The sequence below is a fragment of the Yersinia bercovieri ATCC 43970 genome (assembly GCF_013282745.1).
Taxonomy (GTDB): Bacteria; Pseudomonadota; Gammaproteobacteria; order Enterobacterales; family Enterobacteriaceae; genus Yersinia; species Yersinia bercovieri.
On sequence record NZ_CP054044.1, the window covers coordinates 2,886,599 to 2,901,141 of the forward strand.

The following is a 14,543-nucleotide window of genomic DNA, read 5'->3' on the forward strand; positions in this document are numbered from 1 at the left end:
GCTAACTGCTATCGACATATTTATCAGGCAGGGGTGAAGCAGCATGAAACAGCTAATGGCAGAGTTTATTGGCACTTTCTGGTTGGTGTTAGGCGGGTGTGGTAGCGCAGTTTTGGCGGCTATGTTCCCGGTGGCGGGGATTGGATTTCTCGGGGTGGCACTGGCATTTGGCCTGACGGTGGTCACCATGGCTTATGCATTGGGGCATGTCTCTGGCGCGCATTTTAACCCGGCGGTATCACTGGGCTTATGGGTCGGTGGCCGCTTCTCTGGTTCGCAATTGATCCCCTATATCGTGGCGCAGGTGCTAGGCGGGCTAGCGGGTGCGACAATTTTGTACTTAATCGCCAGTGGTAAAGCGGGTTTTGATGTCACTGCCGGATTCGCCAGCAATGGTTTTGGTGAGCGCTCACCGGGGGGGTATAGCTTACAAGCGGTGCTGGTGGCCGAGGTGGTGCTGACCATGGGGTTTGTGATGGTTATTATGGGGGCGACCGATACACGTTCTCCGGCTGCTGCGGCCCCACTGGCTATCGGGTTATGTCTCACACTTATTCATTTAATTAGCATCCCGGTGGATAATACCTCGGTAAATCCTGCACGTAGCACCGGCGTGGCGATCTTTGCCGGGGGGGTTGCCTTACAACAATTATGGGTATTCTGGCTCGCCCCTTTGGTGGGGGGAGCGCTGGGCGGTGCCATCTATCGTGTTCTGTTCAGCCCACCGGAAGAGCTGAGTAAGCCGCACTAATCTTCAGGCCACTGCTGTAATTATCTCAGCAGTGGCCTGCTCTCACGTCACCCCCCTCATAAACCCACCAGTGACAGGTCACTAAAAGCAACATAGCCGATTGATATCCTTGATGCATTGGTTGCGGCTGTTACATCACAACCGAGTGGTAACTATTGGGCTATATCTATTACTATCAGTGATAGAGTTTCGCTAATATTTAACCTGATTTATATTTAACAGATCATGACAGGGGTAATACCGCACCATGGATTACAGCAAAATTATCAAAGAGATTGGGCGCGGTAAGAACCATGCCCGCGATCTGGATCAACCGACGGCTTATGAACTGTACAAAGCCATGTTGGCAGAGCAAGTCCCGGCGCTGGAGTTGGGTGGCATCCTGATCGCCTTTCGGATCAAAGGTGAATCTGAACAGGAGATTTTGGGCTTTTATCAGGCGATGCAAGAGCAGGTGATGGCACTGCGCGCACCGGCGGGCCACCCGTTACCGGTGGTGATCCCAAGCTATAACGGCGCTCGCAAGCAAGCCAATCTAACCCCCTTACTGGCGCTGTTACTCTCGCGTCTTGGTCTGCCGGTGGTGGTACACGGTGTGACCGAAGACAGCAGCCGGGTGACCAGTGCCGAGATTTTCCAACAGCTGAATATCCCGTGGTCACTCACCGCAGCAGAAGCCCAACAGCGGCTAGATAGCGGATTGCCCGTGTTTATCCCGGTGTCCGCACTCTCCGCGCCGTTGGATAATCAATTACAGCAACGCTGGCGTATGGGGGTGAGAAACAGTAGCCACACGTTGGCAAAACTGGCCACGCCATTCATTCATGATGAAGCACTGCGGCTAGCCAGTGTGTCCCACCCTGAATATATGCAAAAAGTCGGGGGATTCTTCCAGGCGATCAATGCACCCGCGCTGTTGCAGCAAGGCACTGAAGGGGAGGTTTATGCCAGCCCATTACGTAGCTCGCCGATTCATTATATCAATGGGGGCGAACAGCAGATTTTACTCGATCGCCAACCAGAGCTGACGGAATCTGAGCTGCCCGCGTCGAAAGAGGCGGCGGTAACCGCAGGTTGGATTGAGCGCTGTCTGGCGGGCGAGGTTCCAATCCCTGACGCGATTCAAAAACAGCTGGCGTGCTGCTTAGTGGCGGCAGGGCGGGCTGACTCTGTTGAGCAAGCGCTGCAACAGATTGAAAAGATCTAGTTTTTCTCGTGGTTGTCTGATCTGCTCGTGGTTTGTTGTCTGATCTGATAGTGCCAGACTGAGGGGGGACTCTTTGACTCTCTTCATCTAACTTAACAACAGGAAAAATCAAAATGAAAGTGATGATTATCGGGGCCAGTGGAACCATTGGGCGTGCAATAGTAGAAAAGTTGAAGAGCAGGCATGACATCATCTGTGTTGGAAAAACGCAGGGCGATTTGCAGGTTGATATCAGGGATGAGGAGAGTGTGCGTGCCCTGTTTAAGCAAAGCGGCCATGTTGATGCCATTGTGGCTGCCACAGGAAATGTTCACTTTGGGCCATTTCGCGAGATGACGGCTACACAGTTTCAATCTGGGCTGCATGATAAACTCATGGGGCAGGTACAACTGGTGATGATCGGCAAGGACTACCTGAATCCTGGGGGTTCCTTTACCCTAACCACCGGAATACTGGCGCAGAATGCCATCCGCGATGGGGTGAATGCCACCACAGTGAATGCCGCATTGGAAGGTTTTGTCAGCGCGGTAGCCAATGAGCTGCCGGGATTACGGATTAACGCGGTTAGCCCAACCATACTGACCGAAGCTGAAGAGAGCTACGGCCCCTTCTTCCCGGGATTTGAAAGTGTTCCGGGCAGCCGGGTGGCCATGGCGTATCAGCGCAGTATTGAAGGGATCGAGAGCGGTAAAATTTACCGTGTTTGGTAATCACTGACCGTTACAGCCTCTGTCACGGTAGCGGTGTGGTTATTGAGTGAATATACCCACGGCCCTGATAAAGCGGGGGACTTCCGCTGTCCCCCGCTTGTAGAGCAGTTACTTCAGTTGGCGCAGTTTCGGCCGCTCCGGTAGGGTGTAACTTACATTACCCGCCACCCCGGCTGGGGGGCTGCCCGTCACGGACGACCAGGAGGTTGGAACACCGGCATCATCCAGTACGGCAAGGACTCCGTAACCGCCGTAGACTGCCCGTAGGTTATGCAGTGCGGTAATCTCGGTCGGCACTGTGCCGCCAAGGTCAGGATTCCCCCAAGCCACCACGCTGCCGTTGGCGCGCAGAGCCGCAAAAGCATACGAGCTCCCGACCAGTAGGACAATATCGCTCAGGCCAGCCACCTCCTTGGAAACCGTCCCCCCACGGGCAGGATCCCCCAGGCCACCACGCTGCCATCCGCCCGCAGCGCCGCAAAGGCACTCCCACTCCCGACCAGTTGGACAATATCGCTCAGGCCTGCCACTTCCGACGATACCGTGCCCCCACTGTCTGAGCTCCCCCAGGCCACCACGCTGCCGTTGGCGCGCAGCGCCGCAAAGGCAGTCTCCCCTGCGACCACCTGCACAATATCGGTCAGGCCCGCCACTGAGCTCGTGTCGCCACCGAACGCGTAGTAGGGATAGGCCACCACGCTGCCGTTGGCGCGCAGCGCCGCAAAGGCATAATCACCCCCGACCACCTGCACGATATCGCGCAAGCCCGCCACCGCCGGCGATACAGTACCCCCATCGTCGGGATTTCCCCAGGCCACCAAGCTGCCATCTGCCCGCAGCGCCGCAAAGGCCGACAAGCCCCCGACCACCTGCACAATATCGCGCAGGCCCGCCACCGCCGGCGGCACTGTGCCCCCATTATTGGCATCCTTCGCCCAAGCCACCACGCTGCCGTCCGCACACCGTGCCGCTAAGGCACTCCCCCCCGCGACCACCTGGACGATATTGCGCAGGTTAGCTACCGCTGGTGGTACTTTGCCCCCGGCGAAGTCATACCCCCAGGCTGCCACGCTGCCGTTGGCGCCCAGTGCCTCAAAGGTAGACTGACCCCCGACCACCTGGACAATATCGCGCAGGCTGGCCACCGTGGCTGCGTCGCCCGGGTAATCGTAACCCCCCCAGGCCGCCACGCTACCGTCATTGAGCACCACCGCACAGGCACCACTAGACAGGGCTATGTTCTGCGGTCGTAACCGCACCACCTCGGTGCCGACGCTGACGACCAGTTCCAGCTCTGGGTGGGTATCGATAAAGCGCACGTCAGTGCTCACCTCGGGCAGCCCCTCATACTGCCAGTGCGCCTTGAGCAGCGCCCGGGTGGTCTGGTCCTGGGCCACCAGACAGCCCGAACCCTGATGATAGGAGGCCGAACTACCTCTGGCCCCCACCACCCACAGATTGCCGACATGAACCAGTTTTTGGATACCGTAGTGCGTTATGGCCGACAGCCTGTCGTCGTTGACCGCGTAGCGCAGGTCCACCGAGCCCCCCAGATAGGGGTCAATCTGTGCGGTCGGCACCTGGACGCGGATATATCCCTGGGCAACGTCCACTGTGCTCACCAAATTGGCCGGTGACTTGTATACCTGCCCCGGAGTCCCCACCGCATCAACGGGCATCCACTCCAGCTGTACTCTGTCTCCGGCGGCTATCAGCGGGTAGCTGATACGCACCTGGGCCCCGCCGATCAGTCTTTCCGGGTCAAGCTGGTCACCGTCTGCCTCCTCTATCACCGGGGCAGTCAATGGGGCGGCTTCGCCCACCCGATAAGTCTGATGTAATGACACCTGTGTGTCGCCACCGGCCACCGGCTCCACCTCGTACCAGACCTCTACCGTCCCGCCATCAAACGGCTGCGCGCCCTCTGCCGCCTCGCAGTCAAAACTGACTGGCTCACCGACCAGCGCCCTTGGTACAGGCATACTGTCCGTCAGGGTCACCGGGTCGCCCGACGGGGGGCTACCCCGCCAGAGGTAACTCAGTTTGTCTTTTGCTGCCATTCCTGGCCAGGGTGGGACGGTCAGGGTGAGGAGTTCCGGCTCCAGCGGGTCAATTTCACCCGCCAGCGCTTCTTCAATCTCCGGGGCGGCCAGTTGACTCACCGGCGGGACATCCACCCCAATGTGCTCTTCCTCTGAGTAGACACCATCTACATCGTAGCTCAGGTACAATGTACCTCCATCGGCATAGGGCTTCAGATAAGTGGCGATATCGACCGGGAAAGTGATGACTTTATCCACGGTGCCTGCCGACACGGCTTTGCCTTTATTATAGTTGGGCCCCAACAGATTGATGTCGGGTAGAACCCCCCACCAGCGCAGAGTGACATACTGACCTCCGGCCATTCCGGGCCAGGGAAGAATATCCACATTGACGGTTTTTTTCGTGCCGAGCTCGCTAAGCTGAATGGCCCCCCGGCGGATTCGCGCAGTCCGGGTGCCGGCAGAGTAGTATCAAGCCGGCTGTCAGGCTCTCCGGGATGGGCAGACAAGTGAGTATTGGTCATTTTGGTTTCTCCTGAAGGGAAAAAAGGTCGCCCCAGACCGATGCACTTTTGCAGGTGCCGTGTCTAGGTCGTCTGAGTGAGCATAGGGAGAGATGATGGAGAGGGATAATGACATTAAGTGTTCGGTTGATAACCGCAGGTGGTTGATGAACGTAGCCCGCTGATATTGGTTGAGAGGGCGGCACATAATGCCATTCAACTCATCTCAGTTGCCCCACTCACGGGATGACACCCGCTTTAGGGCGATTTATGCTATCTTACGCGCCAGAAAATGCCGATTAGAGAGTCAGTACGATGGAAAACAAAAAAGTATTCCCCAAAGAAAAAAGTGGATTGCATCCCCGGAATCGTCATCGCTCGCGTTATGACTTTGATGCGCTTTCAGTGAGTTGCCCAGAGTTAATCCCTTTTTTGGCCCCTAATGCCTATGGTGATATTTCTGTCGATTTTGCCGATCCTTTGGCAGTGAAAATGCTGAATCGGGCATTACTAAAACATTTTTACGGTATTGAATATTGGGACATCCCCGCGGACTTTTTATGCCCACCGATCCCTGGCCGCGCTGATTATATTCATCATTTGGCTGATCTATTAGCCAGTTGCAATGATGGAGTGATCCCGGCAGGTAAAAATATTGCGCTGCTGGATATTGGTGTCGGTGCTAATTGCATCTACCCGATTATTGGTCAGCGTGAATATGGCTGGCGTTTTACCGGTACTGACATTGATCCGCAAGCACTGAGCGCGGCAAAAATGGTGGTATCCATGAACCCGACCCTAAGAAATACCCTGCGTTTGAAACATCAAAAAGATCCGCAGGCCATTTTCGAGGGGGTTCTGGCGGCGAATGAGCGCTACGATGCCACATTGTGTAATCCGCCGTTCCACGGCTCGGCAGAAGAGGCCGCAGCCACTACACGCCGTAAGCTGCACAAATTAGGTAAAGGCGAGGTTGCCGCCAAGCCGGTGCAAAACTTTGGTGGCAAAAATAGCGAGTTGTGGTGTGAGGGCGGCGAAGAGGGTTTTGTCAGCCGCATGGTGGTGGAAAGCGCCACTAAAGCGAAGAGTTGTTTCTGGTTTACCTCATTGATCTCCAAGAAAACGACGTTACCCGCTATCTATCATGCTCTGCGCTACGCCAATGCAGTTGAAGTTCGCACCATTGATATGGCACAGGGTCAGAAAGTGAGTCGTTTTGTAGCATGGACTTTTCTGACGCCAGAGGAGCAGGCTGTTTGGAGGTCTGAGCGCTGGACCCTTCGTTCTTGAAGCTGCAGGGGTGTTAGCTGCGTTCACTTACCCGAATCACTTACTGGTGTAAGCTCATCGGGATTCGCTCGCTTGCTGCCTACCTGCAACTCCAATAACTTTGGGTTGACCCTTCGTCCTTGAGGCTGCAGGGGTGTTAGCTGCATTCACTTACCCGAATCACTTACTGGTGTAAGCTCATCGGGATTCGCTCGCTTGCTGCCTAGCTGCAACTCCAATAACTTTGGGTTGACCCTTCGTCCTTGAGGCTACTACTGTTTTGTGATCCGCAATATGTGCTTAGCGGTGGCTATCGCCGTCACTGGCAATTGCTCAAGACCGCATTTGCGCAGGTCAAGAATCAGCAACCCCATCTATGAGCGGTTTATCAGATAAAAAATGGGCGGGATCCTAAGATGCCCGCCCATTTTATTTTAGGCTAATACTAAACCGCACATCAGGAGACGTGTTGCAGGAACTCCCGCAAACGTTCACTTGGCGGATTGGAGATCAGACTGTCTGGTTCACCATCTTGTGCCACCCGGCCTTTATCGATAAAGATCAGGCGCGATGCCACTTTTTGGGCAAAGCCCACTTCATGGGTGACGATGACCATCGTCATGCCCTCTTCGGCTAAATCTTTCATTACGGTCAAGACTTCATGACGTAATTCCGGGTCCAGCGCGGAGGTCGGCTCATCAAACAGCATCAGCTTGGGTTTTACCGCCAGAGCGCGGGCGATCGCCACCCGCTGCTGTTGACCGCCCGACAACTCTGCCGGGAAGTGGTGAGCACGATCTGCCAGCCCAACCTTGGTCAATAACTCCATCGCTAGCTGATTCGCCGCCTCTTTCGAGGCCCCACGGACCCGGACTGGGCCAAAGGCCACGTTTTCCAGCGCGGTCAGATGCGGGAACAGATAAAACTGTTGGAACACCATGCCAGCTTCCTGACGGATCAGGCGTTCATCAACTTTGGGGTCATTTACATCCAGGCCATCGACAATCAATTGACCACTGGTAATCACTTCCAGCTTATTGATACAGCGCAACAGGGTAGATTTACCCGAGCCGGAAGGGCCAATAATCACCACCACTTCTCCCTTGGTGATATTCAGATTGATGTCGTGGAGCACCTGGGTTTTGCCAAAGTGTTTGGAGACGTTTTTGAATTCAATCATATTATTTTCAGCTTTCTTTCTAACCGGCGCAGAACAAAGCTCAGAGCCAGGGTGATTATCAGGTAGATCACCGCCACCGCACTCCATATCTCCATGGCGCGGAAGTTACCGGCGATAATTTCCTGACCCTGACGAGTCAGTTCTGCTACGCCAATCACGATAAACAGTGAGGTGTCTTTGATACTGACGATCCATTGGTTACCCAGTGGCGGCAGCATACGGCGCAGGGCCAGAGGGGCAATCACGTAACGCAGAGTGTCGCGTTTGGATAAACCTAGCGCCAGACCCGCTTCACGGAAGCCATTGTGGATTGACAGCACCGCACCACGGGTGATCTCCGCGATATAAGCCCCTGAGTTAATAATAATCGTCACAACGGCGGCGGAGAAAGGATCGATGCGCACTGGCATCATCATCGGCAAGGCAAAGTAAATAAACATCACCTGCACCACAATTGGCGTGCCACGGATCAGCTCAATAAATACTAATGCGATATTTCTGCTCAGCCAGCCACCGTAAGCGCGGGCAAAACCGGCTATAACCCCAATAATCAGGCCGCCAAGCAACCCGAGGACCGAAATCCATAGGGTTAACTTGGCGCCTTCAAGCAGGATTGGGATGGCGGGCCAAATAGCGCTCCATTCAAACTGCATGGATATTCTCCTGGTCTAAAAACGGCAAAAAATTAATTATTTAGGTTCTACGCCGAACCATTTTTTATAAATTGCAGCGTAAGTGCCGTCTTCTTTCAGAGATTTCAGAGCTACGTTGACTTTATCACGCAGGTCACTACCTTGCGGGAATGCTACGCCGTACTGCTGAGCTTTAATGGAGTCGCCCACCGCTTTAAACTGACCATTGCCGGCCGTTTTGATGAAGTACAGGATGTTGGGGGTGTCATGCAATACGGCATCAGCACGGCCAGTTCCTAACTCCAGATAGGCGTTATCGATATTCGGGAATTGACGTAAGTCTTTGGTTTTGATGTTGGCTTTAGCATAATCAACAGAACCGGTGCCACTTTTTACTGCTACCACTTTGCCTTGCAGATCCGCTTCGCCTTTGATGTCGTTGTTGTCCGCTTTGACCATGACCAGCAGACCGCTGTTGTAGTAGCCGTCAGAGAAATCGACCGCTTTTTTACGTTCGTCGGTGATGGTGATACCCGCCAGTGCCAGATCTACGTTCTTAGTTTGCAGTGCAGGAATGATGCCACTGAAATCCATTGGTTTCAGGGTGTATTTCACATCCAGTTTTTTCGCGATGGCATCCCATAAGTCGATATCAAAACCGACGTATTTATCCCCTTGTTTGAACTCAAATGGAACGAAAGCGGTATCTGTAGCAACAATCAACTCTTTTTCTGCGGCGTGGGAGCTAACGGCAAAGGCCAGTGCGAGTGCGGCCAATGAAACTTTAACAAGTGACTTCATAAGTGGGTGTTCCTTTGTGCTTTTGTGGATATACCTTTTGTACCGACACCGCAGTTAACCTGCGATGCAATAACTTGGGGCAAAGAGATCCATTTTTATATTTCAGGGAGCAATATGAAAAGATCGTGCCAGAAATGCAACTTATTTAAAAATAAAGAGTTTGCTGCGGGTAGTTAGCCTGAAACTACTTAGCAAGCTTTTATTGCACCATTCTGACTCACCAAAATGGTGCGTGATTATCATTGTGGTGCAACAAGCTATATATTTACTTATTATTAACTCGCCAATCAATAAGAAACAATCGATAAATAACACTTATGCAACAATCTTGTTAACTGTATCGAGTTTTTGCTTGAAAAGGGTGCAGCTTGGGAGTGAGTCGTGCGGGGGCTATCTAAGTTGGCTATCTTTGCTACCACGGCGGTTGTAGCCGGCATGGTTTGCCTGATGCTTATCTAATTGGTTTTGGCAGGCCAGACAATACTTCACACCAGCCAGTGCTGTACGTCGTGCCTCGGGAATGGCTGCTCCACACGCCAGGCAGTAGATTTCACTCTCGCCTTTGCCAAGAGCCTGTCGGGCGCGCTGAACCGCATCTTCAAGGGTGGAGTCAATTTGATCTTGTACTGCGCCGTCTCCGGCCCATCCACTTGCCATATGACCTCCGCTAATAGGGCCGATTAACCGGCCCTGTCTGTCATCTTTCAAATACCGCTCATCTTACAAATAGCCGGTATGTTGGAGAGCAATGGGGGTGATTACTCAATATTTGCCTCAAGGAACCACAGGAATTTATCCAGATCACGAGATGCAGCAGTAAACATGTCGGCGCTCGCCTCATCATCGACCTCAGCGATGGCTTTGCGGATAAAGTTTGCGACCACCCCATAGCGATCGGCCAACTCTTTCAGGTGCTCTTGCACACTATGAATATGGGTCGGATAGCTCTTCAGTGGGGTTTTATCGGTAACTAGCTGTGCAGTCCCGAGTGCTACGCCACCTAATTGAACCGCGCGCTCGGCAAAAGTATCCAGATGATCATTAATGGCCGTGCGGAAGCCATCCAACATTTCGTGGACTGCGATAAAGTTCGCACCGCGCATATTCCAGTGAGCCTGTTTGGTGATCAGCGACAGGTCGATAAACTGAATAACCAGCTGGTTTAATAGCTTAATCGTCAGCGTTTTATCATGTTCATCAACGTCATTACGGGTATAGATTAGTTCAGAAGATTTTGCTTTTACCAGTTTTGCTGTACTCATAATAGGTATCCCTTTATTGAGTTGATTGCCAATTTCTTCACCGCAATAAGTATAACAAAGATATTTAATTTTGCAGGTCAGATAGCGCCTATCAATTAAATAGCCAACTGCCGAAAGTGTTTGAAAATGTAATTTGGTGTTTCATTGATAAAATAGTGTCACTTTTATTTTCATGTCTAATTGATAATAACTATCGCTGTGATTTATATCTGTTTTATTATTTAAATGTTTTTCAATATCTTGGCTAAGTATTTTATGCTGACGCTAAGGTGAGATATTATTTATGAAAATAAATAGTTCTCACCATTGACTATTTTATTGTTGTTTTATCAGTGCGATATACCGGCTAATTAAATTAACCGGCATTTATTGTGGGATTATGGGCGGGCGCGGGCGATGATAAATAAGCGCGGAAATGCCAGTAAACGCCGGCCATCAATGAGTGGCGGATATCTGCCTCAAGAAAAGCGCAATCAGGGAGGCGCTGTTGCGCGCTCGCCAACATTGCTATCGAGTTATCAATGCCGACAAGCTGGGCGTGGGGAGAGCGCTGGTGCAGCAATTCAGTGGAGTTGCCGCGCCAGATAAAAGGGCATGTTACAGATTCTGCAATGGCCCGCTAAACAACACCGCCCCGGTTGGCTGACCGGTCGGGGAACCCCCGTGAGGCTCAAGGCTAATCGCCAGCAGTGAGTTATCGGTTAGCTGGTTTTCAGCCAATATCAGTTGTGTCGGCCCGCTGCTATTGAGCAACCCCAGTGAGTGCGGCTTTTCACCGGCAGGAATACTCCACAGCTCAAGGCTATTATTGCGGCTTACCGCGACTGGATTCAGTGGCGTTAAGGTCAAATTGCGGGTCGATTTTTCCAAACTGACCACCCATTGGCTATTTTGCTGGCTATTTGATAGCACGGCTACCGGTATCGCGGTAGGGGGTTCCACCAATAGACGCGGCACGATGAGGAGTGCCGCCAGGCCTGCGGCGACCGCCCAACCGGCATACGACCAGCGATGACGTTTGATGTGGCGCACATTTTCCTGTGGTAGCTCCAGCGCTAAGCGTTTCCAAACGCGCTCAGGTGGCTCTAAAGGGGCGAGCTGATTGTCCAGTTGAGTAAACAGGCTCTGCCAACTGGCAACATCTGCCGCCAGCCGTGGGTCACGACGGAAGCGGCGTTCAAAACGCATCCGTGCCAGGCCACGCAAGGTGCCTAGTGCATACTCTGCGGCCAGTGCTGAGTCATATTCGCGTCTGTTTTTCATAAGCCTACACAGCCCTTTAGGTGGTCCAGTGCACGACGTATCCAGCTTTTTATCGTACCAAGGGGTTGCTGTAAATGAACCGCGATCTCCCCATGAGAAAGCCCTTGATAATAAGCCAGCATAATACTTTGACGTTGATCTGCGGGCAGATGTGCTAAGCAGTCTGCCAGCTGTTTAGTCTCGCCATCTTGCTGTAATTGTGCCAGTGGTGTCAGCGCGCTATCGGTCAGTGTATCAGTTGCATCGTCGTCGAGTGTTTGCAGACGATTATCACTGCCGCGCATCAGATCTATTGCCCGGTTGCGTACGATATGGGTCAACCAAGTTAGTGGGGCGCTGAGTTGAGCGTTGTAATTATCAGCCCGGTTCCAGACGGTGAGAAAACTGTCATGTAAAACTTCTTCTGCACGGGCGTGGTTGCGTAGCATACGTACGGCGACCGCGAATAATCGGGGGGAGGTCAAACGGTAAAGTTTTTCAAAGGCGGACTGATCGCCTTTAGCAATGGCATCTATCAGTCCGACTTGTTGTTCCACAGAACATTCATTCATGCGCCAATCCCTAAAAATCCGTCAGGTGTAGTGAGACACTGCACCCAGTATAGACGGGTTTTATTTAGGCATCAGAACAGTATCAATCACATCGATAACGCCATTTTTCTGTTGTACATCATAGGTGCTGATATTGGCGATGTTACCTTTGCCATCTTTAAGCTGAATGTTATGCGGCCCATTATTCATAATCCATAGTGATTGGCCGTTGACTGTTTTCAGCTCGGCACTCCCGCCACCGGCTTTAATTTTACTCTCTAACTGTTTCATATCGTACTTACCCGACACCACGTGATAGGTCAGGATTTGGGTGAGCATGGCCTTATTTTCTGGTTTGACCAAACTTTCAACCGTACCTGCGGGCAATTTTGCAAACGCGGCATCGGTGGGCGCGAACACGGTAAATGGCCCTGGGCCTTGTAGGGTATCAACCAATCCCGCCGCTTTAACCGCAGCCACTAAGGTGGTGTGATCTTTTGAGTTCACCGCATTCTCAATAATATTTTTGCTGGGGAACATTGAAGCGCCACCCACCATGACAGTTTCGGACATCATAGCGGCCATAGAAACAGTGCTGAACAGTAAGGAAGCACAGATAGCGGTACGAATAAGCGTTTTCATAATGTATTCCTTTTAGGATGGTTGAGGTGAAGTCTTGCCTCACATCTACCTATACGAATCAGCTTGTGGTTTTGGATGCAAATAAAATGAAAAATAAGCTATAAAAAACGCCAACCCGCGAAATGACTGGGTTGGCGTGCAATAAATAAAAATAATATTGGGGGGTAACAAGGGCAATTAGTGCGGGTTTGCTTCCAATACCCGATGCATCACATAGGCATCGACATAACCGAGTTGGCGGTGGTTAAAGGCTTTTGGCAGGGTGGCAATAATCTTAAAACCTAGTTTTTGCCATAACGCGACGGCCAGAGTATTGGTGCTGACGACAAAGTTAAACTGCATTGCCCGGTAGCCCAGCGCAGTCGCCTGCTCAATGCAATGAAGGCCGAGTGCTTTGCCGACCCCCAAGCCACGCGCTTGCCCGTCAACCATAAATGAAGCATTCGCCACATGGGCACCTAAATCGCGCTGGTTATTGATGAGTTTATACATCCCCACAATACGCTGCTGATGTACTGCGACAAAACAGCGGACACCCGCACCAAACCAGTAGTCGTAGGCATCTTGTTCCGGTGTCTCGGGGCTGAATACATAGGTATCCCCGCCACTCACCACGGCCTGAAATAGTGGCCAAATTTCAGCAAAATCTGCGGTTGTTGCAGCTCTAATCTCCACCTTATGCCCCTTCTCAGGTAATGTTATCAAGCTGTGGCTTGGGTCTGATAGTCAGTGTTGCGCCTATAGAGGCACAGATGATTGATGCCAGTGCCATCCATTGAATCAATGTCAGATGCTCGTTTAAGAACACTAATCCTGAAATTGCCGCCAATGCAGGTTCCAGACTCATTAATGTGCCGAATGTGCGAGTAGGGAGATTGGTTAGCGCAACCATCTCAAGTGAGTAGGGCAGTGCGGTGGACAAAATGGCGACGGCCAAGGCAATTGGCAAAATGGCGGGGTCGAACAGCGCCATGCCGTTATACGCCACCCCAATGGGGCAGAAAACCAGTGCAGCGATTAGCGAGCCAATAGCAACAGTCCCCGCGCCATGATCACCGCCCGCTTTCTGCCCGGAAATAATATAGAGCGCCCAGCAGGCACCCGCACCCAGTGCACATGCGGCGCCGAATAGGTCGATGGTGCCGACGTTATGCCCTAGTGGTAGCAGGAACCAGAGGCCCAGAACGGCTAATCCTACCCAGATAAAATCTACCGGCCGGCGAGAGGAGAGCATCGCCAGGGCCAAAGGGCCGGTGAATTCTAACGCGACAGCAATGCCCAGTGGCACTGTTTTCAGTGACAGGTAAAACAGAAAGTTCATTCCACCGAGTGTCACGCCATAGACCAGCAGGGGCAAACGGCTACCGGCTTCAAACCGCATCCGCCAGGGCTTAAAAATAACAAATAGAATCAGTGTGCCGATGCCGAGTCGCAGCGAGGTTATCCCCTGAGCGCCAACCAGCGGGAACAAACTTTTCGCTAGCGATGCGCCACTCTGGATTGAGATCATGGCGATCACCAGCAAGAAAATAGGGAGCAGCGGGAGTGAATGTTTAGATGGAGGAGACAAAGACATCCTTTTGAGCCTCAAAGAAAAGTATTAGGTATCAGTCATTGGCAGTGTAAATGAAATGTCAGCAGAGTGTTTGAAAATCACCAACACCTCGCCAAAAGCGATAAAAAAATAATTATTTCTGCGCTTGTTGTTTTTTAACGCTATTTTTGCTGCTTATTTGAGCTTGAAAATTAAG

At 52.2% G+C, this 14,543-nt stretch carries 16 protein-coding genes and 1 pseudogene; 4 read left to right on the plus strand and 13 right to left on the minus strand.

The window, feature by feature from the left end:
- The first annotated feature begins 43 nt into the window (after positions 1 to 43).
- The 3 genes from aqpZ to HRK25_RS13000 all read left to right on the plus strand — a co-directional run bounded on the left by aqpZ (position 44) and on the right by HRK25_RS13000 (position 2,668).
- A complete protein-coding gene (gene aqpZ / locus HRK25_RS12990; RefSeq protein ID WP_005273929.1) occupies positions 44 to 751 on the plus strand; it encodes an aquaporin Z in 708 nt (235 codons plus the stop codon).
- Positions 752 to 998: 247 nt separating this feature from the next.
- Complete coding sequence (gene ybiB, locus HRK25_RS12995; RefSeq protein WP_005273926.1) at positions 999 to 1,958, plus strand: DNA-binding protein YbiB; 960 nt, start codon at positions 999 to 1,001, stop codon at positions 1,956 to 1,958.
- A gap of 113 nt (positions 1,959 to 2,071) precedes the next feature.
- The gene (locus HRK25_RS13000) at positions 2,072 to 2,668 is read left to right on the plus strand and encodes a short chain dehydrogenase (protein WP_005273923.1); all 597 of its coding nucleotides are present in this window, start codon (positions 2,072 to 2,074) and stop codon (positions 2,666 to 2,668) included.
- 108 nt (positions 2,669 to 2,776) lie between these two features.
- Here the strand turns inward: HRK25_RS13000 and HRK25_RS13005 are convergent, their stop codons facing one another.
- Positions 2,777 to 3,076 (minus strand): RCC1 domain-containing protein, encoded by a 300-nt coding sequence (locus HRK25_RS13005; protein WP_173361770.1) that lies wholly within the window; start codon positions 3,074 to 3,076, stop codon positions 2,777 to 2,779.
- Positions 3,064 to 5,097, minus strand: coding sequence for an RCC1 domain-containing protein (locus tag HRK25_RS13010; RefSeq protein ID WP_173361771.1), 2,034 nt, complete (start codon positions 5,095 to 5,097; stop codon positions 3,064 to 3,066). The genes HRK25_RS13005 and HRK25_RS13010 overlap by 13 nt, the downstream gene beginning before the upstream one ends.
- A gap of 431 nt (positions 5,098 to 5,528) precedes the next feature.
- Between HRK25_RS13010 and rlmF the strand changes: the two genes are divergently transcribed.
- The gene (rlmF, locus tag HRK25_RS13015; RefSeq protein ID WP_005273919.1) at positions 5,529 to 6,503 is read left to right on the plus strand and encodes a 23S rRNA (adenine(1618)-N(6))-methyltransferase RlmF; all 975 of its coding nucleotides are present in this window, start codon (positions 5,529 to 5,531) and stop codon (positions 6,501 to 6,503) included.
- A 436-nt stretch (positions 6,504 to 6,939) separates the two neighbouring features.
- Here rlmF and glnQ read toward each other — a convergent pair whose 3' ends face one another.
- The 11 genes and pseudogenes from glnQ to rhtA all read right to left on the minus strand — a co-directional run bounded on the left by glnQ (position 6,940) and on the right by rhtA (position 14,368).
- Positions 6,940 to 7,662, minus strand: a complete 723-nt coding sequence (gene glnQ / locus HRK25_RS13020; RefSeq protein WP_032897722.1) for a glutamine ABC transporter ATP-binding protein GlnQ — start codon at positions 7,660 to 7,662, stop codon at positions 6,940 to 6,942.
- Positions 7,659 to 8,315: a glutamine ABC transporter permease GlnP gene (gene glnP / locus HRK25_RS13025; protein WP_004709093.1), complete on the minus strand. Its 657-nt coding sequence runs from the start codon at positions 8,313 to 8,315 to the stop codon at positions 7,659 to 7,661. The genes glnQ and glnP overlap by 4 nt, the downstream gene beginning before the upstream one ends.
- 36 nt (positions 8,316 to 8,351) lie before the next feature.
- Positions 8,352 to 9,095, minus strand: coding sequence for a glutamine ABC transporter substrate-binding protein GlnH (glnH, locus tag HRK25_RS13030; RefSeq protein ID WP_005273914.1), 744 nt, complete (start codon positions 9,093 to 9,095; stop codon positions 8,352 to 8,354).
- Between the two features lie 390 nt (positions 9,096 to 9,485).
- On the minus strand, positions 9,486 to 9,752 hold the full coding sequence (locus HRK25_RS13035) for a DksA/TraR family C4-type zinc finger protein (RefSeq protein WP_005273910.1): 267 nt from the start codon (positions 9,750 to 9,752) through the stop codon (positions 9,486 to 9,488).
- 101 nt (positions 9,753 to 9,853) lie between these two features.
- Positions 9,854 to 10,357 (minus strand): DNA starvation/stationary phase protection protein Dps, encoded by a 504-nt coding sequence (gene dps, locus HRK25_RS13040; protein ID WP_005273908.1) that lies wholly within the window; start codon positions 10,355 to 10,357, stop codon positions 9,854 to 9,856.
- A 415-nt stretch (positions 10,358 to 10,772) separates the two neighbouring features.
- A pseudogene (locus HRK25_RS13045) lies at positions 10,773 to 10,934 on the minus strand (hypothetical protein); the annotation flags it as partial.
- 20 nt (positions 10,935 to 10,954) lie between these two features.
- Positions 10,955 to 11,620 (minus strand): anti-sigma factor, encoded by a 666-nt coding sequence (locus HRK25_RS13050; protein ID WP_032897719.1) that lies wholly within the window; start codon positions 11,618 to 11,620, stop codon positions 10,955 to 10,957.
- On the minus strand, positions 11,617 to 12,171 hold the full coding sequence (locus HRK25_RS13055) for an RNA polymerase sigma factor (RefSeq protein WP_032897716.1): 555 nt from the start codon (positions 12,169 to 12,171) through the stop codon (positions 11,617 to 11,619). The genes HRK25_RS13050 and HRK25_RS13055 overlap by 4 nt, the downstream gene beginning before the upstream one ends.
- A 60-nt stretch (positions 12,172 to 12,231) precedes the next feature.
- A complete protein-coding gene (locus tag HRK25_RS13060; protein WP_005273898.1) occupies positions 12,232 to 12,792 on the minus strand; it encodes a fasciclin domain-containing protein in 561 nt (186 codons plus the stop codon).
- Positions 12,793 to 12,969: 177 nt separating this feature from the next.
- Complete coding sequence (locus tag HRK25_RS13065; RefSeq protein WP_005273895.1) at positions 12,970 to 13,467, minus strand: GNAT family N-acetyltransferase; 498 nt, start codon at positions 13,465 to 13,467, stop codon at positions 12,970 to 12,972.
- Positions 13,468 to 13,480: 13 nt separating this feature from the next.
- On the minus strand, positions 13,481 to 14,368 hold the full coding sequence (gene rhtA / locus HRK25_RS13070) for a threonine/homoserine exporter RhtA (RefSeq protein WP_032897714.1): 888 nt from the start codon (positions 14,366 to 14,368) through the stop codon (positions 13,481 to 13,483).
- Positions 14,369 to 14,543: the final 175 nt, after the last annotated feature.